We start from the raw sequence: 26,699 nt of genomic DNA, 5'->3' as shown, positions 1-26,699 counted from the left end.
GCCCGACCACCGGTACACCGACCTGGCCGACGAATTCGACCGGCGGTACCCGGGTGCGGCCGACGACTCGGGCCACCGGTACGCCGCTCCCGCCGACGCTCCGGGCCGCGCGCACCCGCGTCCGGCCGACGGCCCCCCGACGGCCGACAGGACCCCTCCGGCCGACAGGTCCGCAGCGGCCGACAGATCCGCAGTGGCGGACCGGACCGCTCCCGCCGACGGGCCCATGACGGGCGACAGGGCCTCGGCCGCCGGCATCTCGGCCCTCGACAGGAACCCGGCTGCCGACAGGAACTCGGCCGCCGACGAGGCCGAGGACCCGTACGACGAGCCTCCCGTGGAGCCCGACCCCTCGTACGACGACCCCGTCGACGGGCTGGTCCACGCGGCCGTCGCCGACCGGCCGCTGGAAGAGGTGATCCAGCTCATCGAGATGCTGGAGCAGTCACCGCAGTACGCGCGGGCGACGGTCGACGCGCTGCGGGCGGCCGGCACCGACCGGTCCGTGGAGGACGTGAGCCGCCTGGTCGCCCTGCTCACCCGGCCGCCGAGGAGCCCCGACAGCGCCGACGAGGCGATCCGCGCGGCGGCCCGGGGCCGGCCCGTGGCGGAGGTCACCAAGCTGATGGCGCTGCTGCACCGGCCCCCGCTGGAACCCCATTGCGGCGAGGCCGCGGTGCAGGCGGCCGCCACCAGTCGCCCGGTCGAGGAACTCGTGGAGCTCATCGGCCGCATGGCCCAGCAGCAGGGCGCGCGCGAGGACCTGCAGCAGGCGGGACCGGACGCGCGCACGGGGGCGAAGTCGGCCTCCGGGAAGGGGCGCGCGTCCTCCTTCAAGGACGGGCCGCCCGCCGGGGACCCGCTCCTCGCCGCGGCCGGCACGGTTCCCGTCGGCCGTACGGCCCGGGGACGCGGCGGCCGGCCGGCGCACAACGGCGCCACCCCCGCCTGGCCCCGCCTGGCGGCGGTGCTGCTGCTCGTCCTGTGCGGGGCGGCCCACTTCCCGCCGAGCCGGGACGGGGCCTCCGCCGGTGCCTACGGGTTCGCCGTCGGCGCCGCCGCCCTGTGCTTGCTGCTGGGGCTGGCGCTGGTGCGCCGCAGCGTGCTGCCGGTGCTCGCTGCGGCGATCCTGGTCCCGGCGGCGCTCGCCGTCGCCCAGCTCCTGGACGGCCGCGTCACGTCGCCCGGTCTGTCCCGCGCGCTGGAACTGACCCTCGCACCCCAGTGGCTCGCGGGCCTGACGGCGGTGCTCGCCGCACTGGCGGCCCTGACGGCGCTGGTCACGTTCCTGGCGTCCAGGCGCCCGCGCTCACGCCCCGACGTACGCCAACTGGCCGGCTCCAACCGAACACCGAACTGACCCGCCCCACTCCACCCCCGAAACACAACAGCACGCCCCGCGGGCCCCCAGGACGTCCTGGGGGCCCGCGGGGCGTGCTGTTGTGTTTCGGGGGTGGAGTCCCCAGGCTCCCCGCGAGCGTGCCCGCGTGGGCCACCCCCGCGGAGCACTTACCTGAGCGCGCCGCGCTCCCCACCGGGCCCGCGCCCGGGCACCACAGGGACCTGCGCGTCCTGCGCCGCGCCTACCGCCGGCAGCGCCGGGTCGCCACCTTCACCGTCCTCCTCTACTTCACGCTCTTCCTGATCCTCTCCGCCCGCTCCCCCGCCTTCATGACACGGCCCGTCACCGGCGGCCTGTCCACCGGCATGCTGCTCGGACTGGCCCAGCTGCCGGTCACCTGGCTGGCGATTCTGCTGTTCGAGTACACGGCGAGCCGGTTCGTCGATCCCCTCGCCCGCCGGATGCGGCAGCGCACGGCGCTGCTCGCCGAGCGGGAGCCGGGCCTGTGACGCAGTTCAGCGGCACCGCGCAGACGTGGTCCCTGGTCGCCTTCTGCACCGTCGTCACCGTGACCCTCCTGCTCTGCGTCATCGCGGGCCCGGACCGCGACGACCTCGACGAGTTCTACACCGGCTACCGCTCGCTGTCCCCGGTGCGCAACGGCCTCGCCATCGCCGGCGACTACATCTCCGCCGCCACCGTCCTCACCATCGGCGGCGTCATCGCGCTGTGCGGGTACGACGGCGTCGTCCTCGCCCTCAGCACCCTCCTGTCCCTGCTGCTCCTGATGTTCCTGCTGGCCGAACCCCTGCGGAACACCGGCCGGTTCACCACCGGGGACGCCATCGCCCGGCGGATGCCGGGACGCGCCGTGCGCGTCACGACGTGCGTCGTGACCATCGCCTCGCTGATGCCGATGATGCTGGTCCAGCTCGCCAGCACCGGTCAGCTGCTCGCGTTCATCCTCGGCTTCAGCAGCGCCACCATGAAGACCGGATGCGTCATCGGGGTCGGCGGGCTGATGATCACCTATGCGGCCATCGGCGGCATGAAGGGCACCGCCCTCATCCAGATCCTGAAGATGGTCATGCTCCTGGGCTCGGGAGCGGTGGTCGCCTTCCTCATGCTCCGGGCGTTCGCGTGGGACCCCGGACGGCTGTTCCACGAGGCCGCCGAACGCAGCGGCGCCGGGACGGCGTTCCTGCGCTCCGGCCTGCAGTTCGCCGGGGGCCCGCACGCGGACCTGGACATGATCAGCACACAGTTCGCCATCGTGCTCGGGGGCGCGTGCCTGCCCCACGTCACCATGCGCATGTTCACCGCGGACAGCGCACGGCAGGTACGCCGCTCGATGTCCTGGGCGGTGTCGTCGGTCGCCCTGTTCATGCTCATCATCACCGTCGTCGCGATCGGCGCGACCGCGCTCCTGGGCCGGTCCGGCATCACCGCGGCCGACCCGCGCGGCAACACGGCCTATCTCGTGGGCTCCCGCGCGGTGTTCGGCTCGCACGTCACGCGGGCCGAGACCTTCCTGTTCACCACCGTCACGGCGGCGATCTTCCTGACCCTGCTCGCCTCGGTCGCGAGCATGATCCTGGCCTGCGCCAACTCGCTGGCCCACGACGTCTACGCGAGCCGCGCCGCCCGGCCGTCGCCGGAGCGGGAGATGACCGTCGCCCGGGTCTCCGCGCTGGCGGTCGGCATCCCGACGATCGTGCTCGCCGGCCTCGTCCAGCACCGCAGCCTCCAGCCCCTGGCGACCCTGTCCTTCTGCCTGGCCGCCTCGGCCATCGCCCCCGCCCTGGTCTACAGCCTGTTCTGGCGGCGCTACACCCGGGCGGGCCTGCTGAGCACGCTCATCGGCGGTTCGCTCGTCGTGCTGGTCCTGATGCCGGGCACCCGGCTGGTCTCCGGGACGCCCATGGCGGCCTTCCCCGACGCGGACTTCAACTGGTTCCCGTTCACCACCACCGGCCTGGTGTCCATACCGCTGGGCTTCGCCTTCGGCTGGCTCGGCACGATGTTCTCCGGCCGCCGCGAGGTACGGCAGCGGAAGAAGGAGTACGAGCGGATCGAGGCCCGGATCCTGGCGGGGCCGGAACGCAGGCTCCGGTGACCCTGTGCACGTAGCATCTTTTTCTGATGTTAGGTTTGGCTTACCTTATTGAACGGAACTTGCCGTTCCGTTGATCTGTGCCGCCCGTGAGGGCCGACAAGGYAGACCTGCGTGAGCGTCGCCCTCTCCCCGTCGAAATCCGCCGGCCCTCCGGACGAGCGGCGACGCCACGGCAGGCCCGCCCTGAGCGCGGGCCTGCTCGCGGCGGCCCTGGTCCTGGCGGCCATGAGCATGCTGAGCCTCGCCGTGGGCTCGGGCGACGTGGCCCTGCACGACGTGGTGGCCGGGGTGTTCAGCCCCGACCGCTCCGTCCACGGCCAGATGGTCATGCAGGAGATCCGCCTCCCCCGTACGCTCGCCGGTCTGCTCGCCGGGTCGGCACTCGGCGTGGCCGGAGCCCTGATGCAGGGCGTCGCCCGCAACCCCCTGGCGGATCCCGGCCTGCTGGGCGTCAACGCGGGCGCCTCCGTCACCGTCGTCTTCGCCATCGGCGTCCTCTCCCTGACCGAGCCGTCCCAGTACATCTGGTTCGGTTTCCTCGGGGCGTGCGTGGCCGCCGTACTGGTCTACGGCGTCGGCAGCCTGGGCCGCGAGGGCGCCACCCCGGTGAAGCTGGCCCTCGCCGGGGCGGCGACCACCGCCGTGCTGGGCTCGCTCACCAGCGCCATGCTGCTCACCGACAGCCGGACCTTCGACCAGTTCCGGTTCTGGCAGGTGGGCGCGCTCAACGGCCGTGACATCGATGTCCTGTGGCAGGCGCTCCCCTTCATCGCGGTCGGCGGGGTCCTGGCCCTGCTGCTGGGCCCCTCCCTCAACGCCCTCGCCCTCGGCGACGACATCGCGCGCGGCCTCGGACAGCGGGTCGTCGCGGTCCGGCTGGCCGCCGCCGCGAGCGTCGTGCTGCTGTGCGGCGCGGCGACGGCGATCGCGGGGCCGATCGGATTCCTGGGCCTGGCGGTCCCGCACGCGGCCCGTCTGATCACCGGCCCCGACTACAAGTGGGTCCTGCCCTACAGCGCGCTGCTGGCACCGGCCCTGCTGCTCTTCGCGGACGTCGTGGGGCGGCTCGTCGCCCGGCCCGGCGAGGTGCAGGTCGGCGTGATCACCGCCGCACTGGGCGCCGTCCCCTTCGTCCTGCTCGTCCGCCGCCGGAACGTGGTCGAACTGTGAGCCGCACGACAGCCTCCGGCGCAGCCGGAACGCCATCGCCCGCCGGGTCCTCCGGACCGGCCACCGTGTCCTCCGGATCGGCGGACGCGTCCGACACGAACGGCAGCGGGGCCGGTGCGAAAGGAACGGACGGCGTGCAGGGCACAGCCGGTTCTGGCCGCGCGTCCGATGCGGGCGACGCGGCCGGTTCGGGCGGCGCAGCCGGTGCGAGCGGCGCGGCCGGCCGTGCCGTCACCGCCGGCGCTCGCGATGCAGCCGTCCACGACGCCATGGCTCGGCTCGGGCGGGTCAGGCATCGGGCGCTGGTGCGCCGGGCCACCGTCGGCGGCGCGCTGCTCGCCGTCGTGCTCGCGGCGTTCGCCCTGTCCCTGTCCACCGGCGACTTCGTGGTCCCGCTCGCCGACGTCCTCGCGACGCTGACCGGGGGCGGCGACGCCGGAACGCAGTTCGTCGTCCTCGATCTGCGCCTGCCGCGCGCCCTGCTGGCACTGCTGGTCGGCGCCTGCTTCGGCCTCTCGGGAGCCGTGTTCCAGGCGCTCCTGCGCAACCCGCTGGCCAGCCCCGACGTCATCGGCGTGAGCGCGGGGGCCAGTGCCGCCGCCGTCCTCGCGACGATGGTCCTCGGTCTGAGCGGCATCGCGCTGTCGGTGCTGGCCCTGCTCGGCGCGCTGCTGACCGGGGCCGCCGTGTACCTGCTGGCCTGGCGCAAGGGCGTCGCGGGCTACCGCCTGGTCCTCGTCGGCATCGGCATCGGCACGGGACTGTCGAGCGTCGTCTCGTACGTCATGACGCGCGCGGACGTCACCGAGGCCCAGGGGCTGTTCCTCTGGCTGACGGGCAGCCTCAACGGCCGTTCCTGGACGCACTTCTGGCCCCTGCTCGGCGGTGCGGTCCTGCTGGTGCCGCTGACCCTGCTGGCCGCGCGGGCCCTGCCCGCGCTGCAGCTCGGCGACGAGGCCGCCGGCGGTCTGGGCGCACGCGTCGAGCCAGGACGGCTGGCCATGCTGGCCTGCGCCACCGCCCTCGCCGGCCTGGCGACGGCCGCCGCCGGACCCGTCGGCTTCGTCGCCTTCGTGTCCCCGCCCGTCGCCCGGCGGCTGCTGCCCGGGCACGGCGCGGCCCTGGTGCCCTCGGCCCTGGTCGGGGCCGCCCTGGTCCTGCTGGCCGACTACGCCGCCCAGCACCTGATCCCCGGCACGCAGCTGCCGGTGGGGATCGTGACCAGCCTCGTCGGCGCGCCGTACCTGCTGTGGCTGCTCGCGCGCGCCAACCGCGTGGGCCGGGGCGGCTGACCGTGACGCGACCACCGAGACCACCGCACGAAGGTTCCGGCGAGGCCCGCGAACCGCTCGGCACCCCCAAGGAGACGACGGTGACCTCCCAGCACACCCTGCAGGCCCGGGACCTGCGACTCGGATACGGAGAGCGCGAGATCATCTCCGGGCTCGACGTCGACCTGCCGCCCGGCCGCATCACCTGCATCGTCGGGCCCAACGCCTGCGGCAAGTCCACCCTGCTGCGGTCGATGGCCCGGCTGCTCGTGCCGTCGGCGGGCGCCGTCCTGCTCGACGGCCGCAGCATCCAGGAGCTACCCACCCGTCAGGTGGCCGCGGTCCTGGGCGTGCTGCCGCAGTCGCCGGTGGCGCCGGAGGCCATCACGGTCGCCGACCTGGTCGGCCGCGGCCGGTACCCGCACCAGGGCTGGTTCCGGCGCTGGACGGCGTCCGACACCGAGGCCGTCGCCGCGGCCATGCTCGCCACCGACGTCCTCGAACTCGCCGACCGGCCCCTGGACGAGCTCTCCGGCGGGCAGCGCCAGCGCGTCTGGATCGCCATGGCGCTGGCACAGGAGACCGACGTCCTGCTGCTCGACGAACCCACCACCTACCTGGACATCAGCCACCAGCTGGAGGTCCTGGACCTGCTGACCGACCTCAACCGGCAGCGCGGTGCCACCCTCGCCGTCGTCCTGCACGACCTCAACCTCGCGTGCCGGTACGCCGACCACCTCATCGCGATGAAGGGCGGCCGCATCGTCGCGCAGGGCACCCCGTCGGAGATCGTCACCGAGTCCCTGGTGCGCGAGGTCTTCGGCCTGCGCAGCGCGGTCGTCCCCGACCCCGCGTCGGCCACCCCGCTGATCGTCCCGATGGGCCGCCACCACATCACTACGCCTGCGCCCTCCTGAACCGCCCCGCCGCTCCCTGTCCTTTCCCAGTCCTCTCCTCCTCCCTCACCGAACCACCTCGGAAAAGAGCCACCACCATGTCCTTCCGCCCCGCCGACTCCAGCGCCCGCCGCCGCCCGGCCCGCCTGCGCCTGCTGACCGGCGCCCTCGCCCTCGCCCTGACGGGAACGCTGGCCGCGTGCGGCTCCTCCGACGACTCCGGCACCCAGGAGAGCGCCGCGCAGAAGTCCGGCGGCGCGTTCCCCGCGAAGGTCGCCACCAAGTTCGGGACGGTCACCGTGGACGAGAAGCCCCAGCGCGTGGTGGCGCTGGGCTGGGGTGACGCCGAGGCGGCCCTCTCCCTCGGCGTGCAGCCGGTCGGAGCCAGCGACTGGCTCGCGTTCGGCGGCGACGGGGTCGGCCCCTGGGCCGAGGACCTGTACGACGAGAGCCCGCAGAAGATCGGCACGCTGGAGCCCGAGTACGAGAAGATCGCGGCGCTCAAGCCCGACCTGATCCTGGACACCAAGTCCAGCGGCGACCGGACGCGGTACGAAACCCTCAGCAAGATCGCGCCGACCGTCGGCGTGCCGAAGGGCGGCGACCAGTACAAGATCTCCTGGGAGAAGCAGACCACCATGGTCGCCCAGGCACTGGGCGTCCCCGATGACGGCAAGAAGCTGATCGCCGAGACGGAGAAGAAGTTCGAGGACGCCGCCGGGGCGCACCCCGAGTTCAAGGACAGGACCATCACGCTCGGTTCGCGGACCGCCTCCACCTGGGGCGCGTACGTCCGCGGCACCGGGCGGGTCGACTTCGTCGAGCGGCTCGGCTTCCGCAACAACCCGGCCGTCGAGGCGAAGGCCGGGTCGGCGTTCTCGGTGCCCGTGTCGGAGGAGAACCTGAACCTCCTCGACGCCGACCTCACCGTCATGGCCCCGATCGGCGTCACGGCGAAGAAGATCAGCTCCGACCCGCTCTTCAAGGCCGTGCCGTCCGTGAAGGCGGGGCACTCCGTCGTCTTCGACGACCCGGACATCAGCCAGGCCTTCGCGATGGACTCGGTGCTGTCGGTCGACTACGCGCTGGAGAAGGTCGTCCCGCTCTTCTCCAAGGCCGTCAAGTCCTGACCCCGGCCTGCCGTCCGCTCAGGAAGGCACGCCGCAACCGGCCCGCCCCGTTCACCCGGGAGCGGGCCGGCGCCGTTCACGCGTACGGCGTGCTCAGCGGGAATCCGCGGCGCGGGCGCGCCTCGCGTCGTAGGCGTCGCGTTCGTGGCGGTGGCCGCGTTTGACGGTCAGCGTGACGCTGCGCAGGTGGTCGATGTCGAGCAGCGGATCCTCCTGCAGGACCACGAAGTTGGCGAGCTTGCCCGCCTCGACGCTGCCCATGCTCTCCTCGGCGCCGGCGCTGCGGGCCCCCAGCAGGGTCGCCGAGCGCAGGACCTCCGCGGGCGGGATGCCGCAGCGGCGCACCAGGAACGCCAGCTCGTCGAAGAGCGCGGGGAAGGGCTCCTCCGGCGGGGTCTCGTGGTCGGTGCCGGTCGAGAGGTCCACTCCGGCCCGGTGGGCCTGCGCCGTGATGTGGGCGGCGAGCTCCGAGTTGGCCCGTGCGCGGGCCGCGTCCTCGGGCCCCTCCCCCGCCAGTTCGGCGCTCTCCCACATGCTGGCGGTGGCGTCGAGGACGGTCCCGTTGCGGCGCATCAGGCCGAACAGCCCGTCGAGGTGCGGATCGTCCTCGGCGCTGAACCTCCCATGGTCGAACGGCGGTTTGTCCTTGTACGTCGTCAACGGGCCCTCGGCACCCTCGAAGGCGAGCAGCGTGGCGTGCGAGACGCTGTCCACACCGGCCGCGACGACATGGCGGGGCGTGGCGGGGAAGACGGCCGCGTGGGCCCAGACGGGGATGCCCTGGCGGTGCGCCTCCGCGGTGATCGCGGCGACCGTGCGGTGGTCGAGGTCGGCGTAGACCTTGATGGCGGCGGCGTACGTGCCGCGCGCCAGGGCGACGGCGACGCGCAGGTCCGTGTCGGGCGTGACGGCCTGCATCCACGGGACGGCGCCCGGCGTCCCGCCCCGGGACACCTGATGGGTGCGCGGGTCGTCGAAGAAACCCGGCCCCGCCATCAGCGCGGCGTAGCGGATGTCCGGTCCGGGGATCTCGCCGACGAGGGTGGCCCGCGCGAGGTCGCCCACCTGGCGCAGGTCGTCGGCCATGTCGCGGATCGCCGTGACGCCGCTGTGGACGAGCCGGTCCAGCACCGCCTCGGCCACGGGCCGGTCGGGCGGGGTGGCGAGGTGCTGGTGGGAGTCGATCAGGCCCGGTATGACGAAGCGTCCGCCGAGGTCGAGGACGTGCGCGTCGGCGGGCACCGTGGCAGCGATCCCGGCGTCGTCGCCGACCGCGCGGATCACCGGTCCGTCGACGACGATCGACGTCGACGGCCGGGGCGGCCGCCCGGTCCCGTCGAACAGCGTGGCCCCGCGGTACACGGCGACCGTGCCCGGCTGTGGCGGGGCGTAAGGGGTCGGCGCCCCCTCGGCCTCGTGCGTCATCTTCACCTCGTGATCAGGCTTGTTACGGTGTACGTAACACGTGTAGCGTCTGGGGAAACACGCGTCACCGTATGCTGCCGCTGCCCGACACCACAAGGAGTGGTCGGATGTGACCGAAGCGCCCCGCGGTGCGGTGGACAAGGCCCTGGACCTGGTGGAGGCCGTGGCCCGGTCACCGCACCCGCTCCGCCTGACCGACCTCGCCGAGGAGGTCGGGCTGCACCGCGCGACCGCGTACCGCGTCCTGCTGGACCTCGTACGCCGCGGGTGGGTGCTGCGGGCCGGGGACCGTTATCTGCCCGGCACGGCGGTGCTGCGGCTGGCGTCGTCCGCGGCGGGCAACTCGCTGGCTGCCGTCGCACGGCCGGTCCTCGTGGAGCTGTCCGCGCGCACCGGCATGATGGCCAACCTCCAGGTCCTGGAGGGCGACCGGTCGCGGGTGATCGACGCCGTCCGGCCCGAGCGGCTCGCGATGATCACCGATCTGGTCGGCGAGGCGCTGCCCGTGCACCGGTTCGCGGGTCCGCTCGCCCTGGTCGCCGCGCTCGCTCCCGCCGCCCGCGCCCCCTACCTGCGTCCTGCCGAGGCCGCCGGGCACCCGCTGGAGGGGCCGGACGGGCTGCTGGCCGATCTCGAACGCGCCGGGCGCACGGGCTTCGCCGTCGAGCACGGCCGCAACGAGCAGCCCGTCGCCTCGATCGGCCGCGCCGTCGTCCCGGCCGCCGGCGCACCCGTCTGCGCGGTGACGGTGGTCGGCCTGGACGCCGAGTTCACGCCCGCCCGGCTGTCCGCGCTGCGAGCGCATCTGAGGGAGGCCACCGACGATCTGCAACGACTGCTGACCGCTCCCGGCGCGTCCGCCGCTGCCAGTACGTCTGCCGTCCCTGGCGCATCCGCCGTCCCTGGCGCGTCCGCCGCCTCCGGTGCATCCGCCGTGCCCGGTGCGTCGGCCGCTGCCAGTGCGTCCGCGGCCCCCGGGACGGAGCGGTCGGCATGAGCGGCGTCCTCGTCCTCGACCGCGCCCGGACCCGTGCGGCGCTCGACCCGCACCGTGTGATGGAGGCCGTGGCCCGGGCGCTGATCGCGGTCAGCCGGGGCGAGGCCTCAGCGCCGCCCCGCGTCGCCGCCCGCGCGCCCGGCGGCCTGCTGGGCGTCATGCCGGGCTACGTCCCCGGGCTGGGCCTCGCCGCCAAGCTCGTCTCCGTGTTCACCGACCCGGCCGACCCGGGCCGCGGCACCCACCGCGGCATCGTCGCCCTCTTCGACCCGGAGGACGGGCGTCCGCTGGCCCTCCTCGACGCCGAATCCCTCACCGCGGTCCGTACGGCGGCGTCCGCGACCCACGGCGCCCTCGCGCTGGCACCGCCAAAGCCGGGCCGTATCGCCGTCGTGGGGTCCGGCGCACAGGCACGGGCCCAGCTCGCGCTGCTGGCCCTGCTGAAGCCCGCCACACCGGTCGCGGTGGCGGGCCGCGACCCGGGGCGCGTCCGCGAGGCGGCCGGTCTGCACCCGGCCGCCGTCCCGGCCCCGGACGTCGAGACGGCCGTACGCGGCGCCGACGTGGTGTTCTGCTGCACCGGCGCCGCCCGCCCGGTGATCCGCCGGTCCTGGCTCGCACCCGGTGTCCACGTCAGCTCGGTGGGCGGCTCCCACGGCCCCGAGGTGGACGCGGACACGGTCCGGGACGCCGCCCTCTTCGCCGAGTGGCCCGGTGCCTCGGCCACCCCGCCGCCGTCGGGCGCGCACGAGTTGCAGCACCTGCCCGAGGGAAGGACGGTCACCCTCCTGGGCTCCGTGCTGTCCGGCGAGCACCCCGGCCGCTACGACGGCTCCGCGCCGACCCTGTTCAAGTCCACGGGACACGCGGCGCTGGACGTGGCCGCCGCCCACGTCGCGTACGCCGTCGCCGTGCGCGCGGGGTGGGGCACGGTCGTCGACCTGTGAGCGGCCGCGCGCCGCCCTTCGCTTCCGGAAGGACCGCGCGCCGCACCCCGGTCACCGCACCCGTGTGCCGTGCTGCTCCGCCTGCTCGACCCGGCGGGACAGTTCCACCCGGGAGCGCACCCCCAGTACGGCGAAGACCTTGCGCAGGTGGTAGTCGACCGTGCGGGTGCTGACGGCCAGGCGCAGAGCCACTTCCCTGTTCGTGGCGCCCTCCGCCACGCAACGGGCTATCCGCAGTTGCTGGGGCGTCAGGCCGTCCAGGGCGCCGGCGCCCGGCGCGGACGGCGCCGCTCCGTTCGCCCGCAGCTCGGCCTGTGCCTGGTCGGCCCAGATGCGGGCGCCACAGCGTTCGAAGGCGACCAGCGCGGCGCGCAGGCAGGTGCGCGCCTCCTGGAGCCTTCGACGCCTGCGCAGCCACTTGCCGTACAGCAGGCGGGTGCGGGCCTGCTCGAAGTCGCCGCCCGCGCGCTCGTGCAACGTGAGCGCGTCCTCGTACAGCGCGTCGGCCCGGTCCGCGTCGGCCACCAGCGCCCGGCAGCGCGCGAGCTGAGCGGGGGCCTGCGCGTCGGCGCCGAAGTGGGCCCAGAGGGCGAACTCCCCGACGACGGCGCGTGCCTCGTCGAGGAGCTCCCGCCGGCCGGTGAGGGCGGCGGCCTCCACGTAACAGGGCATGACCAGCATGCGTACGGCGAAATGGCCGCCGTCCGGGCCCGGGCGCACCAGCGGGCCGAGCCGGGCAGCCGCCTCGAAGGGGCGTCCGCGTCCCAGTTCGGCGCGGCCCGACGCCCACTCGGCGAGTGTCGCGGCCTGCCGGAGCCCGTGGCGCCGCGCGGTGTCCAGCGCGGCGTCCGCGTGGTGCGCGACCCGCGCCGGCTCGTCCGCGATGGAGGCCGCCAGGGCGAGTACGGCGTGGTGGTGGGCAGCCACGTTGCCCTGCCCGTACAGGTGCGCGGTCCGCAGTCCCTCCTCCGCGTGTGCGCGGGCGAGGGCGTGCTGCCCCGTCCGCAGCTCCGCGTACGCCAGCAGTTCCAGGGCCCTCGGCACGGAGGACTCCGGTCCACGGGAGCGGGCCGCCGCGAGCGTGCGGGCGCCGATCCGGCGGGCGGTGGGGACGTCTCCCAGGAGGAGGGCCGCCGCGCCCGACCACAGCAGCCGCTCCGGGCCGTCCTCGTCCCAGGCGTGCGCGACCACGCGCCGCAGCCATGGGATCGCCCGCCCGGGGTCCCGTTCCAGCATCGCCCGCATACCGTTCAGGTAGTCGCGCGCCGGGCCTGCGACCTCGTGGTCCGCGGTCTTGTGTTCCGCGGCGGCCGTCGTGGTCGCGGTCGCGGCGGTACGGTCCGCCGCGTTCAGGGCGTGCAGGCAGGCGACGTCGTCGCCCGTGGCCCAGGCGGCTTCGGCGGCGGCCAGGCCCGCCAGCAGGGCGTGCCCGGGGTCGTCGGCCGCGAGCAGCGACCGGGCGAGCAGCAGGGCCTCGCCGGCGTCGGTGGCGGGCCCGTCGCGCAGGGCCAGGATCCCCCGCACCCGTGCGGCGCGGCCCCGGACGACGGCGGGCAGGGCGCTGTCGCCGGTGCATTCCGTCAGTCGGCGGGCCGTGCGCGCCCGTCCCGCGAGCAGTGCCTGCTCGGCCGCCGCGGTCAGCCGCTCCGCCCGCTCGCGCGCGTCCGCCGTCAGCTCCGCGGCCCGGGCGTACGCCATCGAACGCTGTCCCCGGGAGGCGGTGACACCCGGGTCGCCCGCGGCGGCGGCCAACCGGTAGGCCGTCGGCGGGTCATGTCCGGTGACCGACCAGCCCCGGTGGAGCAGGGCGAGGAGTTCGTGTCCCTGCGCCTCCAGGGCGGAGGCGAGCGCCCGGTGGGCGGCCCGCCGCCGCTCGGGCGGGGCACAGACGTGCACGGCCCTGCGCAGCAGAGGACTGGTGAATCGGAACCGTCCGTCGGACAGTACGAGGAGATCCGGGGTGGGTGTCGGTCTCCTGCCGTCGGACGGGAGCGCGGCCGCTCTGCGGATCAACTCGGCGTCGGCGCCCTCGGGATCGTGTTCGTGGGCGGCCGCCACCAGCAGGAGCAGGTCGCTCGCCTCGGCGGACAGTCCCGCCAGGTGCGCGCCGGCCACGTCCCGCAGCGTCTCGGCGTCGGCCAGTGGCCGGGGCAGCCGCTGTTCCCCGGACAGGTGGGCGGGCGACAGCCGGGCCACCAGCGCGCATAGCAGCGCCGGGTTGCCCTGTGCCTCCTCCAGCAGTTCCTCGCGCACGGCCGGGTCGACGGCGGCGCCGGAGCCCGCGTGACTGCGGGCCGTGTGACTGCGGGTCACGTGGCTGGGGGCCGCGTGACTGCCGGCCGCGTGGCCGCGGGCCGTGTCGTCGAGGAGCGCGTCCGCGGCGGACGGACTCAGCGGCGCGAGCGTACGGACGGGCAGTGCGGCGAGGTCGGGGTCGGCCGCGTGCTGCCTGGCGACCGTGAGGAGCAGGCGCACCGGACCGGCCGGGTGCAGCCGGCGGGCGGCGAAGCCCAGCGCGGCCCGCGAGGGGGTGTCCCACAGGTGTACGTCGTCGACGCACACCAGCAGGGGCGTACCCGCGGCGACGGTGGTCAGCAGGTGCAGCATCCATGACGGGGCCGCGCCGAGACCGGGGACGTCGGCGGGCGCTCCTCCCGGCAGGCCTGCCGCAGCACACCGCAGCGCGTGCGCTCCGCCGAGGGCGACGCCGGATTCCGCCCGGCTGGCCCGTACCCGCAGCACCGGTCCCGCGTCGAAGGAACGGGCCGCGTGTTCCATCAGTGCGCTACGGCCGAGACCCGGATCGCCGCTCAGTACGAGTACAGGGCCGTCCGCGCCGGGCCGGTCCGCGCGGGACCGGTCCAGGCCGGGCCGGTCCGACAAGGCTGTGCCGGGCCGGTCCGACAGGGCTGTCGGGGCCATCAGGGCTGTCAGCGCGGCGAGTTCGGCGCCGCGGCCGTGCAGTACGGGAGCGCCGGGCCGCTGTGGGGGAGACTGGCGCACCTTCGTCCGTCCGGTCATCCCCGTGATGTTACTGGCGGGAAACGAAGAGCGGAAGCAGTCAGTCCGTCGCCCCGCGTCGCCCGGAAGACCTCTCCCACCTGCGCCGACGCCCCCGGCACCGGACACCCGTGTGTGTGCCTGCCCAGCGGCGCCGCGGCAGTTCTGTGCGTCCGCACAGCGCCGGTGGGCGGGCGCTTTCCCCAAACGCCCGCCCACCGGCTGCTCTTCGCCCTGCCTGTACTGCGCTGGCCTCAGGAAGTGTGGGGGCAGTTACCCCGGTACTCCTCGATAGTCAGGCTCGGCCGCGGCAGCGGGCAGAGGAACTGCTCGTAGCGGGTGTCGTTGTCCACGAACCGCTTGAGCCACGAAATGCTGTACTTCGCGATCGTCGTGTCGGACGTGTTGGGCGTGAAGTGCGTGGCGCCGTTGAGCTCCAGGTAGGCCTTGTCGGTGGACGACGGCAGGCTTCCGTAGAACGGCTCCGCGTGCGAGGCGACGGGCGCGATCGTGTCACCGTCTGCCCCGAAGATCAGGGTGGGGGTGCTGACCTCGGGCCAGGACTTGTCGAGGTTCCAGGGCGTCAGCGGGATCGCCGCCTGGAGGGACGGACGGGACTTGGCGGCCTCCAGGCTGCCGCCGCCGCCCATCGAGTGCCCGGCCACCGCGAGCCGGCTGCTGTCGATCCGGGTGCGTACGCTGCTGCGCTCGGTGAGGTAGTCCAGCGCCGCGAGCAGTTGCCGGCCGCGCGAGTCGGGCTGGTCCAGGGTCGTCAGGGTGTCGATGGTGAAGACGACGAAGCCCTGCGAGGCCAGCCGGGGACCCAGCCACGAGATGGAGGACTGGGTGCCGGTGTACCCGGGTGAGATCGCCACGGCACCGAACGTCCCGTCGGCGGTGCTCGTCGGGTAGTAGACCGTACCGCCGCCGAAGCCGGTGACCGCCAGCGACGAGACGCTCGTCTCGGACACCCCGTACGAACCGCGGATCGCCTCGATGCTGGACGTGGTGGGGGCGGGGCCGCGCTCGTAGGGGTTGTCCGCGGCGTGCGCCCCGGGGCTCGCCAGGGAGCTGAGCCCCACGACGGCGGCGAGCGCCGCGAGGGCGCCGGTGAACCGCTGCGCGGCCCGCCCTCGGTGCCGCGGACGGTCGGCGGTGGCTCCGGGCGGGGCCGTTGCGGAGGCGGGCGAGCTGTTCTGCGAGTGCTGCTGCACGACGGGGTCGTCCTCTCGGTCGTGTCGGACCGCCGGACCGGACATGGCGCACGCAGGACCCGTACGGCACGTCCGGCGGCTCTGCCGGCGGCGCCGACCAGTGGCCGGCCGTGCCACTGTCGGCCCGGGCACGGGGCGCGGCCATCAGCAGAATCACCGGTCTTGTGCGCACACCGGTGCGCCGTCCGGGCCCCCGAACGACCGAACCGGCATATATCCCTGCCGATCGTGGGCACCTGCCAGAGCATGAACGAACTGAACGACGGGCTTGAGCGTCCGGACGAGGGGCCCGACCGCGAGCACCGGCGACCCCGGGGCGTCAGCGACCGGACCGTGGAGGCGCTCGGCGCGCTGTCCAAGGCTCTGGAGACCACCGAACGGGCCAGGGGGCACCTGTACTCGTTCCACCAGCTGACCGGAACGGCCGACCTGGAACTGGACCGCGCCGTCGCCCTCCTCCGCGAGGCGGGGCACTCCTCGTACGCCGACCGGGTCCAGAAGGAGATCCTGGGCCGCAACGTGATCCCCGGCCACTGGACCTTCCAGATCGTCGAGGCCTACAACGAGACCTACTACGAGGTGTTCAGGGACCTCGAACGCAGCGCCCTGCGCGACCTCGCCGACGGCCGCGATCACCTCTACGAAGCGGAGATGAAGGAGGACCGCCGCACCCGGGGCCACCCCGACCACTCCGCCCGCCCCGACAGCCCGGAGACCCCTTCCTAGACGGACGCGAGCCCGGTGCCTCCGTCCCCGCGCGTACACGCTCCTGATGCATCAGCCGGGCCGGGAACCCCTCACCGCTGGACGAACTCGCTGAGTCCCTGGTACTCCCCCACCGCCGCCCGCCCCGTCGTCTCGTACTCAAGGAGCAGCAGTCCCTTGGGCGTCGCCTCGTGGCGGAGCAGCCGCAGGCCGGACGGGCCGCCCGGGCCTGTCAGGAGGCGGCGGCCGGTACGGAGCACCGTGGGCGCCACCACCAGGCGCACGACGTCGACCAGGCCGGCAGACAGGAGCGCCTCGCCCAGGCGGGCACTGCCGTGGATCTGCAGTTCCCGTCCGGGGCGCGACTTCAGCTCGGCGACCGTCCGCAGCGGATCGCCCTTGAGCACGGTCGCGGGCTGCCAGATGCCCTCGGTGAGGGTGTTCGACACCACGTACTTGGGGAGCGAGTTCATCCGCTCGGCAAACGGGTCGTCCGGGTCGGTGACCTTCGGCCAGTCACGCGCGAACGCCTCATAGGTACGCCGCCCCAGCAGCAGGCCGTCGGCGAGGTCGAGCCAGTCGGAGGCCCGCTGGACGAACGTCCCGTCCATGTGCGGTACGAGCCAGCCGCCCTGGGTGAACCCCTCGCTGGTGTCCTCGTCCGGCGAGCCGGGTCCCTGACTGACGCCGTCGAGCGTGACGAACTCGGTGAGGCTGATCTTCATCGGCGGGCCTCACCTTCCGCGAAGGCGGCCAGCTGACCGGAGACCGTGCCCCAGCCGTCGGCGAAGCCGAGCTTGTCGTGCAGGTCGCGGGCTGTCGGGTCGCCGTGTCTGACGACCATCCGGTAGTCCGTGCCGTCCGGGTGGTCGAGCAGCGTGATCGTGGCGGTCATGGCGACCGGGGCGGGCTGCGCGGGACGCCAGGTGCTGTCGATGGCGTTGGTGAACACGATGCGCTCCAACTCGTCGACCGCCAGGAAACAGGCGTCGAGGTGCGGAACGAACGCGGTCCCGTCATCGCTTATCCGCGTCACGAACGCGCCGCCGGGCCGCAGCTCCAGCTGGTCCACCCGACAGCGGGTCGGGGCGGGGACCCACCACCGCTCCAGCCGGGACGGGTCGGTCCAGGCGCTCCACACGGTCGCACGCGGGGCCCGGATGATCCGATCCATGCCCAGGTCGAGGTCGGGATTCACTGCCTGTTCTCCTCCGGGTCGGTGACGAACTGCTCCAGGCGATCGGTGCGTTCCTCCCAGGTGCGACGCTGCTCGGCGAGCCAGTCGTCGACGAGGGTGAGCCGCTCCCGGTTGAGTACGCAGGTGCGCACCCGGCCGGACTTGACGGTCCGGATCAGCCCGTTCGCTTCGAGCGTCCGTACGTGCTTCATGAACGACGGCAGGGTCATCGGGAACTCTCGGGCGAGGTCACCGACGCTCGTGGGCCCGTGACCGAGGCGCCGGACGACAGCGCGCCGGGTGGGGTCGGCCAAGGCGACGAACACACCGTCCAGCCGTGCCGAATACTGTGCCATGCGGCTAAGTATTGAGGGCGGGGATGGTTAGCGCAAGGGCTAAGTGTTCGACGGCGCGCAATGCGCCGGCTCAGCTCCTGGGCGCCCGCTCACGATCCGCTCATCGCGGGTCGGCCGGCTCCTCCTTCTTCCCCAGCGCGTTCAGTTCGGCGGTGAACTGCGCCCCTGTGAGCAGCGCCAGGTTGGACAGCCACAGCCAGATGAGGAAGACCACCGCGCCCGCGAGGGATCCGTACAGCTTGCTGTAGGTGCCGAGCGCCGAGGCGTACAGGGCGAAGCCCGCGGAGACGGTGAGCCACAGACCGGCCGCCAGCAGTCCGCCGGGCAGGCTGTGTCTGCGGCGCTTGGCCGGTGCGGGGCCAGTGTGGAACACGATGACCACCAGCAGCATCACCAGGCACATCAGGACCGGCCAGCGCAGGAAGTTCCACACCCGGGCGGCCACCGCGTCGAGACCAAGGAGATGACCGAAGGTCTCGGCGAGCGGTCCGGTCAGCAGCAGGACGAGGGCGCTGACGAGGAGCAGGCCCAGGAGGGCGAACGCGGTCAGCAGGATCCGGTGGGCCGTGTGCCACGGAGAACGGTGGTCGGGCACGTGGTGCATGCGGTGCAGGGCGCGGCGGAAGACGGCGAGATAGCTGGAGGCAGACCACAGGGCGCTCACGGTGCCACCGCACAGCAGCGTCCAGGCGGCCGAACCGTCCTGGAGCATCCGAGACAGCACGTCGTGCAACTGGGTGCCGGACTGGTCGGGGGCGTAGGCGGTGACGTGCGCGATGAAGTTCTCGGCCGTGTCCGGGCTGATCAGGCTGAAGGCGATGACGGTGACCAGCAGGGAGGGCAGGACCGCGAGGATGGAGTAGTAGGTGAGGGCAGCCGCGTAGTCGGAGACGTCGTCACGCCACATCGACACGGGCGTACGCCGCAGGGCGATCCCCCACGCCGCGGGGGCCCGGCCGCTCTTCGGCCTCGGGCGCAGGGCGCGCGGGCCGGGGGCGGCGACCGTGGGGCCCGCGACGGCGGGACCGGTGACGGCGGCGGGGGCCGTGCCGGCCGGACGCGGTTCAGCGGACATGCTGCCTGCTGTGCGGACGTGCGGAGAAGCGGACGCGCGTACCCACCTCGTACGGTGCGAGAGCCGTCTGCGTCTGTGCGGTGAGCCGGGCGAGGTCCGGGAGCACGGCGGCCGGGGTGACGTCCGGTTGCAGCCAGACATGCATCCGGACGCCCAGCCGCTTCTTGCGGGTGAGAGCCCGCGTACGGCAGCGGGCGACGCCCTCGATCGCGACAGCCTGCCGGGTCACCGCATCCTCCAGGGCCCGGGTCCGCAAGGTACTGGCGGGTGCGGGCAGGGGGATCGACGGACGCACCCCGCTGCGCAGCCGGCGGACCGACCAGATGGCGAACAGTACGGTCGCGGCGATCGCCCCTGCCAGGACCAGCGGCGTCCACCAGCCCGTCGCGCGCAGGTCCGCGAGTCCCTGCCGGTCGATCAGCACCGCGCGCGGGCCGGGGTCGGGCCACCAGCTCGGGAGGCCCGTGACCCAGGACGCCTGCGTGACGGCCAGCCAGGCACCCCCGAGCAGGAACACCACGCCGACCGTGGCGAGAGTCAGCCGGTTGAGGACGGTACGAGATCGTTCCATCAGTGGTTCGCCCCCTCGAAGCCCGGCTCGGTTGTGGTGTCGCCCCCGGTGGGGATCGGCTCTCGTCCCCCGCTGTCCTCGGTTGTCGTTCCGGGATCCCAGGTGGCTTCGGGCCGGACCTTGACGCGCAGCCGCGGTACGCGGCGCAGTTCACAGCCTTCCAGTGCCCGGTGGGCCGCGTGCCGTACCTCGTGGTGTGCGAGGGCTCGGTCGCCGAAGGCCAGGCCGGCGCGCACCGTGACGCGGCGGTGCCGGACCCGCACCTTCACCGGGCCGATGCCCTGCGTCGCACCCACGGCGTCCCTGACCAGGGACGCGACCGCCGCACGGTCCACAGCGGCCCGCAGGCGGGGATCGGGAGCGGTGACGGTGAGGAGCCCGCGGTGTCCCGGGGCGAGGGCCAGAACGATCAGCAGTAGGCCGAGGACGGCCACCGCTACGGCGCAAGCCGTGACGGTCGGGTCGCCCGGGCCGTGCTGTGAGAGCCAGTCCAGTGCTGCCGTCCGCCAGGCGGCGGCCGGGCGGTGCGCGGCGTGCACCAGGATCAGGTCGAGGGCCAGCGCGCCGCAGACCATGGCGGCTGCCAGAGTCAGCAACAGCGTCGGCAGCCGTCGTTGGGACCACCAGCGTCGGGGCGTGCGCCCTGCGCTGGGCGGTTGGGTGATGCCTGCACCGGACGAATCGTCCAGGGACACCTCGTCCTCGGACACCTTGTCCAGGGACACGGTCCCGGCCGTGGCCGGTGCCGGGACCAGAGCGGTGACACCGACGCGTGCCGTGCCGATGTCGAGACCGGTCAGTTGATGCGTACGGGCGGTGACATGCTGCTGAAGGCTGCGCACCGCCTCCGGCAAGGGGGTGGGGTAGGGCAGGGTCACGTCGACGCTCACATCCGCCCGGCGACCGCTTACGTCGGCCGAGCCTTTCGTCGCTCCGGTCCCCGGGCCCGCGGTGGCCTCGGTGGCCGACCGCTCGGCGATCTTGCGGACGGCCTTGTCCGAGACGGTCAGCGCGCCGCGCAGGCCCGCCGCGGTCACCGACGGCTCCGCTCGAAGCCGTCGCGCAGGTCCTGGATCCGGCCTCCGCCGTCGAACCATCGGCCCGCGGCCCAGCCCAGGCCGCCCAAGGCGGCCACGAGCAGGAACGCCCCGAAGCCTCCGAAGAAACCGGCGAAGGCCAGCGCCATCCCTGCGATCATCCCGACGAAACCTCTGGTCACGTCCACTCCCTGTCCTGGTTCACCGGAGTCAAGCCTTTCGGCGTGCGACAGCCCGTCACTCCACGCGGGAGTCCGTCGTCTGTCCCTCGCCGTCCTCCTCGGGCAGATGGACGTCGTTGACCGTGACGTTCACCTCCACCACGTCCAGGCCGGTGATGCGCTCCACCGCGGAGATCACGTTCTCCCGGACGTCGCGCGCCACGTCCGTGATCGGGACGCCGTATTCCACGACCAGGTCCAGGTCGATGGCCGTCTGCCGCTCGCCGACCTCGACCTTCACTCCGCGCCCGACATTCGGCCGCCCGCCCGGCACCCGGTCGCGAACGGCGCCGATGGTGCGCGACAGACCGCCACCCATGTCGTACACACCCGGGATCTCCCGGGCCGCGATTCCCGCCACCTTCACCACGACGACATCCGCGATCGATGTCCTGCCGCGGTCCGGCGCCGGCTGGCCGGCTCCGGTGACGCCGCCGGACAACGCCGTCGTCTGCGCTCCCGTGCTGCCCTGCGCGACCGATACGTCCTTGCTGGTCGGTGCGGTCTGCGTGGTCATGGCTTGTCCTTCTTCCTGTGGCCGGCGAATTGTTCTCACTGCGATAGACCCGCCGCGGCCGCGTCTGTGACGCGGATACCCGAAAAATCTCCGATCAGCTACCGGCGGCCGCACCCGGAAAGGTTCTGTGCGCGTTCAGAAGGTGCGCGGGGATTAAGGGACCAAAGACAAGGGGCCGAAGACCAGAGAACAGAGACCGGCGACCGGCGACCGGCGAGAGAGTCGGCTCGTCCGGCATCCGTACCGGGCACCGAGTCCGAAGTGGCGCGTGGTGTCGCGTAACGGGAGGCCGTGCCGGTGTGTCCAACCCTTGGAACCGAACGCGTGGGACAGGACGAGAGGAGCCACACAGTGGCGGGGGCCTGCAGTCAGAACGCACCACCGGATGTCCAGGGCGAGGTCGAGGACGCCCTGCTGACGGTACGGGCAGCGGAGGGCGACGAGGACGCCTTCGCCGCGCTCATGCAGTGTCACGCCCCCGCGCTGATACGGCTCGCCACGCGTCTGCTCGGCAACCGGTCGGAGGCGGAGGACGCCGTGCAGGAGGCGTTCATCAATGCCTGGCGGCGGCTCCCGGAGTTCCACAACCGTTCGTCCTTCGGCACGTGGATGTACCGGATCACCACCAACCGCTGCCTGAATGTGCTGCGTGCCCGCAAGCCGGTGGCGACGCTGGAGGCCGCCGGAGATCCACCGGCACCGGAGCACTCGGCCTCCCCTGCCCGGATCGCCGAGGCCCGTGACGCGGTGCGGGAGCTGCGCGAAGCCCTCGACCTGCTCTCGGTCGAACAGCGCGCCTGCTGGGTGCTGCGAGAATTGGACGGTCAGTCCTATGAATTCATCGCGGACGCGGTCGGCATCAGCCAGGAGGCTGTGCGCGCCCGCGTCTTCCGTGCACGACGCTGCCTGACACAAGCAATGGGGGCCTGGCGATGACCGCTCACACCGACCCGTCCGACGCGCACTCCGGCAGCCCGCACACCGACGACACCCACACCGGCGACGTGCACGACGACGAACGGCTGCCCTGCGGCAGGCTGCTGTCCCAGGTCTGGGACGACTGGGAGCGCGGGCCCGCCGACACCGCAGACCCGCACCTGCGGACCTGCCCGCACTGCCGCCGGTCCGTCCGCGGCCTCGACGAGTTGGAATCAGCGGTCCGCGACCTGCGTGACGAGACGACGGACACCTCCGCGTACGACACGACATCCCTCACCCAGCGCGTCATGGACGTCGTACGGCTCGAACTGCGTCCCGGCCGTCCCCTGTCCCTGGGCGAACCGGCCGAGGACCTGTGGATCATGGAGTCGGTCGCCGCCCGTACCCTGCGTGCGGCTGCCGAGTCCGTCTCCGGGGTACGGGCCGGCTCCTGCCGGCTGCTCCCCCTGGACATCTCCGACGGCACCGGCGGGCCGGTGGTCGAGGTCAGCCTCGCCCTGCACGCTCCGGCCCGGGTCCCGCTGCCGGAGCTCGCCGATCAGGTGCGCGGCCGGGTCCGGGAGGCAGCGGACCGGGAGTTGGGCCTGGCCATAGGAGCGGTCGACATCCGTGTCACCGACCTGATCGACACGACGGCGGACAGCCAGGAAGGGGAGACGCGATGACCACCGGCCCCGCGCCCGGCGCCCTGACCGAGGAGATCGCGCGAACCGTGCAGGGCGTACCGGGCGTCGCCTTCCTCAGACCCGGCCTGGCCGGGCGGTTGCGCTCCACCCTGCCCCGGGCCCAGGAGGGCAGGGATCGGGCACCGACAGCGGGCGTACGGCTGAGTCGGCCGGGCGGTACCGAGCGGTGGCACGTCGAAATCCATCTCGTCGCGCTCGGACAGGTCCGGGCACTGGACGTCGCCCGCGCCGCCCGGCGCAGCGTCGAGGAGTACCTGCTGTCCGTGTTCCCCGCGGAGGCTTCCGCGCACGTCACGGTGACCGTCACCGGGCGGGTGTGAGGTGGTACGGCAGGATGTCGCCGGCGGACCGGAACGGGACAGAAACAACGGCAAGGGCAAGGGCAAGGGCAAGGAGCAGGATGACAGTTGATGATCCGGCGTCCACCGCTGGAGCGGCAGACTCGTACGCTCCCGCGCTGGTGGTGCGGCACATACCCCGCACGGCTCGTGCCGCCGTGCTCTTCCTGCACGGCGGCAGGGCCGACAGCCGGGCGCCGTCCCGGTCCTGGCACCTTGCCGCCGTGCGGATGAAGCCCTTCATACGCACCGTCGCCCGTGCGGTGCCGGACGACGACGTCCTCCTGGCGGAGGTGCGCTACCGCGTACGAGGATGGAACGGGAAGGAGGCGGACTCGCTCCTGGACGCGCGACGGGCGTTGGATGAGCTCACCGGCCTCGTCGGGGACGTTCCGGTCGTGCTGGTCGGTCACTCGATGGGCGGGCGGGCGGCTCTGCGTGCCGCGAGTGCACCGCAGGTGCATGGGGTCGTGGCTTTGGCTCCCTGGTGTCCTACCGGTGAGCCGGTGGGACACCTGCGGGACAAGGAGGTTGTCGTGCTGCACGGGGACCGTGACCGGGTCACGGATCCCCGCCTGTCCCTGACGTTTGTGCAGCGCGCTGTCTCCGCGGGAGCACGGGCGACGTTCGTCAGCGTGGCGGGTGGTGCCCATGCGATGCTGCGTCACGGCGGCGACTGGCATCGTGCCGTGGGGAGCCGCGTCCGCGGGATGCTGTCCCGGTAGCGTCGCCAGTTCGGCTTCGGCAGCGTCGTCGCCTTCGGCTTCGGCTTCGGCTTCGGCTTCGGCTTCGGCTTCGGCAGCGTCGTCTGTGTCGGTGTCGTCCGTGGCTCGTCGGGCGGGGTTCGTTGTGGTCCTGTGGTGGGGGCGCCGGTTGATTTACCGGGGTACCAGCACAGAGAACTCGTTGCCGTCGGGGTCGGTCATCAGCAGTCGGTCTGCCTCTTCCTGGCCGGTGTCGCCACGTGTTGCGCCGAGGGAGAGCAGGCGGTCGATCTCCGCCTGCCAGGCGTTCTCCTGGGCACCGTCGGCAGAGGGCGCGAGATCGAAAGTCAGCCGGTCCCTGCCCGTCCTCGGCATCAGCGGCGGACCGCCCCACGTGATCTTCGGACCGCCGTGCGGTGAGCGGATCGCGGTCTCCTGGTCCTGGTCCCAGACCAGCGGGAACCCCAGCGCCTTGCTCCAGAAATATCCGACCTCCTGCGAACCGTCGCAGGCCAGGGCCCCGATGAAGCCGCAGTCGGCGAGGAAGTTGTTGCCCGGCTCGATGACGCAGAATTCGTTGCCCTCGGGGTCGGCCAGCACGACATGGCCCTCCTCCGGGAGCTGGCCGATGTCGATGTGCCGAGCGCCCAGTTCCAACGCCCGTTCCACCGTGCGCTGTTGGTCTTCGAGTGAGGTGCTCGTCAGGTCGAAGTGCATCCGGTTCTGGTCGACCTTCGGTTCCTGGGTCGCCAGGAAACGGAGCCGGAACCCGGTGTCGTCGCCGGGCAGGAGCACCAGACCGTCCCGCGGGTCGTCGGTCAGCTCCCATCCCAGGAATCCGGACCAGAACCGCGCCAGACTCTGTGGCTGGTTCGCGTGGAAGCAGAGCGCGAACAATTGGCTACCCATGACCCGGTCCATCTCCGATTCGTCGCTGACCGCCGTCGACCGACCGTTCATCACCGGCGACTCATCACTGGCTGGTGTCGGCTCGACACCGACACCGACACCGACATCGGCCTTGCGCCGGAGCCTAAGGGGGACCGACGTCACTCGCATCCGAGTTTCTGCAGGGAGCGCCGCTCACCGGTCGCCTTCTGTCTCGGTCGACGGCTCGGAGTCGGGTGAAGGCGGCTTGCCGTTCGGCCACACGCCCACGTGGTCGTGTTCCGCCGTCAGGCGGACCCGGTCGCGCAGGCCGTAGCGGTCCACGTAGTCCTGGGGCAGTTGGAGGCGGCCCGCGCGGTCCAGCACCGTGTACTCCTCGGCTCCCGTGCCGCCGGGTCCGCGCAGCGTCTCCGTCGACGTACGGCCGTCGCGGATGCGGACCGTGCGGCGGACCTGCTCGGAGACGAGGGGGTCATGGGTGACGACGAGGACGGTGGCGCCGAGTTCCTCGTTGGCGCGGCGCAGGGCGGCGAAGACCTCCTCGCCGCTCGCGGTGTCGAGTTCGCCGGTGGGTTCGTCGGCGAGGAGCACGCGCGGTGCGTTGGCCGTGGCGACCGCGACGGCGACGCGCTGCTGTTCGCCGCCGGAGAGTTCGGCGGGTCGCCGGTCCCGGCAGTGAGCCACGCCGACCACGTCGAGGAGTTCGGCGGCCCGCGCGGCGCGCTCGCGGCGCGGCACACGGACGTACTTCATCGGCAGGGCCACGTTCTCAAGGGCGGTCAGGTAGGGCAGCAGGTTGCGTCCGGTCTGCTGCCACACGAAGCCGACGGTGTGCCGGCGGTAGCCGATCCGCTCGCGCCGCTTCAGGGCGAGCAGGTCGTGTCCGGCGACGCGGGCGCGGCCCGCCGTGGGCAGGTCGAGCCCGGAGAGGATCGACAGCAGGGTCGACTTGCCGGATCCGGAGGCGCCGACGAGGGCCATGCACTCGCCCTCCTCGACGACGAGGTCGAGGCCCTGGAGCGCCTGCACCTCGACCTCGTCGGTGCGGTAGACGCGGACCAGGTTGTCGCAGACGACGAGGCCGTCGTCCAGGTGGGGGCGCTGTGCGTCGCGGGCCCGCTCCTCAAGTTTCCGCAGGTCCGGAAGTTGCCGCAGGTCCGGTGGTCGCAGTTCCGGCCGTCGCGGGGTGTTTCCGTGCGGGTCAGTCACTGTTCCTCCCCAGTCGCAGAACCGCGCCGAGCCCCCGGCGCCGGCCGATCCAGGTCTCCACGATCACCGCGGCGACCACCAGCAGGCCCAGGCCCGCGCCGAGGGCGGAGGTCAGCAGCAGGTCGGGGCGGGGCGTGGGGGCCGTGGGTCCGCCCGTGAACTCGCGCAGGTCCAGGGCGGGGCCGAACAGCGTGGGCAGCGTCAGCCCCAGGGCGGTGCCGCCCGCCACGGCCGCCAGGACCATCGGCAGGAGTTGCAGCAGGTGCAGCGCCGATGTGGCCCGGTCGCCCAGGCCGAGCGTGCGCAGGTAGGCGGTCGTACGGCCGCGTGCCGGGGCCGACAGCAGCAGTTCGAGGACCAGGGCCAGCAGCGCGAGGAGCACGGCGAGCGCGGTGCACGAGGTGTGCGCGGCGCGCAGGACGTCGATCATGCCGTCGGCATCGGCGTCGGCCTGCTCCTCGGAACGGATGCGCAGTTCGCCGACCGCCTTGTCGTCGGTGGCGCGCGGTACGAGGGAGCGCAGCGTGCGTACGTCCAGGTGCGGACCGTACAGCAGCAGCGAGGTGCCCTCGAAGTCGCTCGCCGCGATGCCCCTGAGGTCGCGGTTGTCGGCGAGCATCAGCCGTTCGCGGGGTGGGGTCGTGCCGCGGACCGGGCCGAGTGCCGCGTCGTGGACCACGTCCTGCGGGAGGGTGCCGACGACGCGCAGCCGCAGTTTCCTGCTGTGCGAGGTGAAGGTGAACAGGTCGCCTGGGCGGGCCCCGGTGG

28 protein-coding genes are annotated in these 26,699 nt (G+C 73.2%); 14 read left to right on the top strand and 14 right to left on the bottom strand.

Annotated features, from left to right (window positions below; translation table 11 throughout):
- The 7 genes from FGF04_RS03700 to FGF04_RS03670 form a co-directional block, all read left to right on the top strand.
- Positions 1 to 1,360, top strand: a 1,360-nt coding sequence (locus tag FGF04_RS03700; protein WP_328596272.1) for a hypothetical protein, incomplete at its 5' end; no start/stop codon positions are given.
- A 119-nt stretch (positions 1,361 to 1,479) separates the two neighbouring features.
- Positions 1,480 to 1,851, top strand: coding sequence for a DUF485 domain-containing protein (locus FGF04_RS03695; protein ID WP_235882174.1), 372 nt, complete (start codon positions 1,480 to 1,482; stop codon positions 1,849 to 1,851).
- A complete protein-coding gene (locus FGF04_RS03690) occupies positions 1,848 to 3,458 on the top strand; it encodes a sodium/solute symporter (protein WP_149509748.1) in 1,611 nt (536 codons plus the stop codon). The genes FGF04_RS03695 and FGF04_RS03690 overlap by 4 nt, the downstream gene beginning before the upstream one ends.
- Positions 3,459 to 3,683: 225 nt before the next feature.
- The gene (locus tag FGF04_RS03685) at positions 3,684 to 4,628 is read left to right on the top strand and encodes a FecCD family ABC transporter permease (RefSeq protein ID WP_188113950.1); all 945 of its coding nucleotides are present in this window, start codon (positions 3,684 to 3,686) and stop codon (positions 4,626 to 4,628) included.
- 269 nt (positions 4,629 to 4,897) lie between these two features.
- A complete protein-coding gene (locus FGF04_RS03680; protein WP_149509795.1) occupies positions 4,898 to 5,920 on the top strand; it encodes a FecCD family ABC transporter permease in 1,023 nt (340 codons plus the stop codon).
- A gap of 80 nt (positions 5,921 to 6,000) precedes the next feature.
- Positions 6,001 to 6,816, top strand: a complete 816-nt coding sequence (locus FGF04_RS03675; protein WP_149509746.1) for an ABC transporter ATP-binding protein — start codon at positions 6,001 to 6,003, stop codon at positions 6,814 to 6,816.
- A 77-nt stretch (positions 6,817 to 6,893) separates the two neighbouring features.
- Positions 6,894 to 7,925 carry an iron-siderophore ABC transporter substrate-binding protein gene (locus tag FGF04_RS03670; RefSeq protein WP_149509745.1) on the top strand — a complete coding sequence of 344 codons (1,032 nt, stop codon included), beginning with the start codon at positions 6,894 to 6,896 and terminating at the stop codon, positions 7,923 to 7,925.
- Positions 7,926 to 8,018: 93 nt separating this feature from the next.
- Here the strand turns inward: FGF04_RS03670 and FGF04_RS03665 are convergent, their stop codons facing one another.
- A complete protein-coding gene (locus FGF04_RS03665; RefSeq protein ID WP_149509744.1) occupies positions 8,019 to 9,350 on the bottom strand; it encodes an amidohydrolase family protein in 1,332 nt (443 codons plus the stop codon).
- A gap of 109 nt (positions 9,351 to 9,459) precedes the next feature.
- Between FGF04_RS03665 and FGF04_RS03660 the strand changes: the two genes are divergently transcribed.
- Together FGF04_RS03660 and FGF04_RS03655 are read left to right on the top strand one after the other, a co-directional pair.
- Entirely contained in the window at positions 9,460 to 10,347 is an 888-nt protein-coding gene (locus FGF04_RS03660; RefSeq protein WP_235882173.1) for an IclR family transcriptional regulator, read from the top strand.
- Positions 10,344 to 11,294 carry an ornithine cyclodeaminase family protein gene (locus tag FGF04_RS03655; protein WP_149509743.1) on the top strand — a complete coding sequence of 317 codons (951 nt, stop codon included), beginning with the start codon at positions 10,344 to 10,346 and terminating at the stop codon, positions 11,292 to 11,294. The genes FGF04_RS03660 and FGF04_RS03655 overlap by 4 nt, the downstream gene beginning before the upstream one ends.
- A 51-nt stretch (positions 11,295 to 11,345) precedes the next feature.
- On the opposite strand, the gene FGF04_RS03650 is transcribed toward FGF04_RS03655, so the two are convergent.
- On the bottom strand, positions 11,346 to 14,315 hold the full coding sequence (locus FGF04_RS03650) for a helix-turn-helix transcriptional regulator (RefSeq protein ID WP_235882172.1): 2,970 nt from the start codon (positions 14,313 to 14,315) through the stop codon (positions 11,346 to 11,348).
- Between the two features lie 233 nt (positions 14,316 to 14,548).
- On the bottom strand, positions 14,549 to 15,508 hold the full coding sequence (gene bdeA / locus FGF04_RS03645; RefSeq protein ID WP_328596271.1) for a bis(hydroxyethyl) terephthalate hydrolase: 960 nt from the start codon (positions 15,506 to 15,508) through the stop codon (positions 14,549 to 14,551).
- 246 nt (positions 15,509 to 15,754) lie between these two features.
- On the opposite strand from bdeA, the gene FGF04_RS03640 reads away from it, so the two are divergent.
- Entirely contained in the window at positions 15,755 to 16,234 is a 480-nt protein-coding gene (locus FGF04_RS03640; protein WP_149509742.1) for a hypothetical protein, read from the top strand.
- A gap of 71 nt (positions 16,235 to 16,305) precedes the next feature.
- On the opposite strand, the gene FGF04_RS03635 is transcribed toward FGF04_RS03640, so the two are convergent.
- The 8 genes from FGF04_RS03635 to FGF04_RS03600 form a co-directional block, all read right to left on the bottom strand.
- A complete protein-coding gene (locus tag FGF04_RS03635) occupies positions 16,306 to 16,938 on the bottom strand; it encodes a dihydrofolate reductase family protein (protein WP_149509741.1) in 633 nt (210 codons plus the stop codon).
- On the bottom strand, positions 16,935 to 17,411 hold the full coding sequence (locus tag FGF04_RS03630; protein WP_149509740.1) for an SRPBCC domain-containing protein: 477 nt from the start codon (positions 17,409 to 17,411) through the stop codon (positions 16,935 to 16,937). Before FGF04_RS03630 ends, FGF04_RS03635 begins: the two co-directional genes overlap by 4 nt.
- The gene (locus FGF04_RS03625) at positions 17,408 to 17,746 is read right to left on the bottom strand and encodes an ArsR/SmtB family transcription factor (protein ID WP_149509739.1); all 339 of its coding nucleotides are present in this window, start codon (positions 17,744 to 17,746) and stop codon (positions 17,408 to 17,410) included. The genes FGF04_RS03630 and FGF04_RS03625 overlap by 4 nt, the downstream gene beginning before the upstream one ends.
- A 100-nt stretch (positions 17,747 to 17,846) precedes the next feature.
- Positions 17,847 to 18,653: a YihY/virulence factor BrkB family protein gene (locus FGF04_RS03620; RefSeq protein ID WP_235882180.1), complete on the bottom strand. Its 807-nt coding sequence runs from the start codon at positions 18,651 to 18,653 to the stop codon at positions 17,847 to 17,849.
- Between the two features lie 157 nt (positions 18,654 to 18,810).
- A complete protein-coding gene (locus FGF04_RS03615) occupies positions 18,811 to 19,392 on the bottom strand; it encodes an Asp23/Gls24 family envelope stress response protein (protein ID WP_149509737.1) in 582 nt (193 codons plus the stop codon).
- Positions 19,392 to 20,429, bottom strand: a complete 1,038-nt coding sequence (locus FGF04_RS03610; RefSeq protein WP_149509736.1) for a DUF6286 domain-containing Asp23/Gls24 family envelope stress response protein — start codon at positions 20,427 to 20,429, stop codon at positions 19,392 to 19,394. Before FGF04_RS03610 ends, FGF04_RS03615 begins: the two co-directional genes overlap by 1 nt.
- On the bottom strand, positions 20,426 to 20,611 hold the full coding sequence (locus FGF04_RS03605) for a hypothetical protein (RefSeq protein WP_149509735.1): 186 nt from the start codon (positions 20,609 to 20,611) through the stop codon (positions 20,426 to 20,428). The genes FGF04_RS03610 and FGF04_RS03605 overlap by 4 nt, the downstream gene beginning before the upstream one ends.
- A 55-nt stretch (positions 20,612 to 20,666) precedes the next feature.
- Positions 20,667 to 21,167: an Asp23/Gls24 family envelope stress response protein gene (locus tag FGF04_RS03600; protein ID WP_149509734.1), complete on the bottom strand. Its 501-nt coding sequence runs from the start codon at positions 21,165 to 21,167 to the stop codon at positions 20,667 to 20,669.
- Between the two features lie 351 nt (positions 21,168 to 21,518).
- Here FGF04_RS03600 and FGF04_RS03595 point away from each other — a divergent pair, with 351 nt between their 5' ends.
- The 4 genes from FGF04_RS03595 (at position 21,519) to FGF04_RS03580 (ending at position 23,855) form a co-directional block, all read left to right on the top strand.
- Positions 21,519 to 22,103, top strand: a complete 585-nt coding sequence (locus FGF04_RS03595; protein WP_149509733.1) for an RNA polymerase sigma factor — start codon at positions 21,519 to 21,521, stop codon at positions 22,101 to 22,103.
- A complete protein-coding gene (locus tag FGF04_RS03590; protein ID WP_235882170.1) occupies positions 22,100 to 22,771 on the top strand; it encodes an Asp23/Gls24 family envelope stress response protein in 672 nt (223 codons plus the stop codon). Before FGF04_RS03595 ends, FGF04_RS03590 begins: the two co-directional genes overlap by 4 nt.
- Entirely contained in the window at positions 22,768 to 23,112 is a 345-nt protein-coding gene (locus FGF04_RS03585) for a hypothetical protein (protein ID WP_149509732.1), read from the top strand. Before FGF04_RS03590 ends, FGF04_RS03585 begins: the two co-directional genes overlap by 4 nt.
- Before the next feature lie 80 nt (positions 23,113 to 23,192).
- Positions 23,193 to 23,855: an alpha/beta fold hydrolase gene (locus tag FGF04_RS03580; protein ID WP_149509731.1), complete on the top strand. Its 663-nt coding sequence runs from the start codon at positions 23,193 to 23,195 to the stop codon at positions 23,853 to 23,855.
- Between the two features lie 153 nt (positions 23,856 to 24,008).
- On the opposite strand, the gene FGF04_RS03575 is transcribed toward FGF04_RS03580, so the two are convergent.
- The 3 genes from FGF04_RS03575 to FGF04_RS39895 all read right to left on the bottom strand — a co-directional run.
- Positions 24,009 to 24,743, bottom strand: coding sequence for a VOC family protein (locus tag FGF04_RS03575; protein ID WP_149509730.1), 735 nt, complete (start codon positions 24,741 to 24,743; stop codon positions 24,009 to 24,011).
- A gap of 174 nt (positions 24,744 to 24,917) precedes the next feature.
- Positions 24,918 to 25,877, bottom strand: coding sequence for an ABC transporter ATP-binding protein (locus FGF04_RS03570; protein WP_149509793.1), 960 nt, complete (start codon positions 25,875 to 25,877; stop codon positions 24,918 to 24,920).
- A 46-nt stretch (positions 25,878 to 25,923) separates the two neighbouring features.
- The coding region (locus FGF04_RS39895; protein WP_328596270.1) for an FtsX-like permease family protein at positions 25,924 to 26,699 on the bottom strand (776 nt) is incomplete at its 5' end.

It is taken from the genome of Streptomyces apricus, from assembly GCF_008369065.1.
In the GTDB taxonomy this organism is placed as follows: Bacteria; Actinomycetota; Actinomycetes; order Streptomycetales; family Streptomycetaceae; genus Streptomyces; species Streptomyces apricus.
This window is presented reverse-complemented; position numbering and strand designations above follow the sequence as displayed.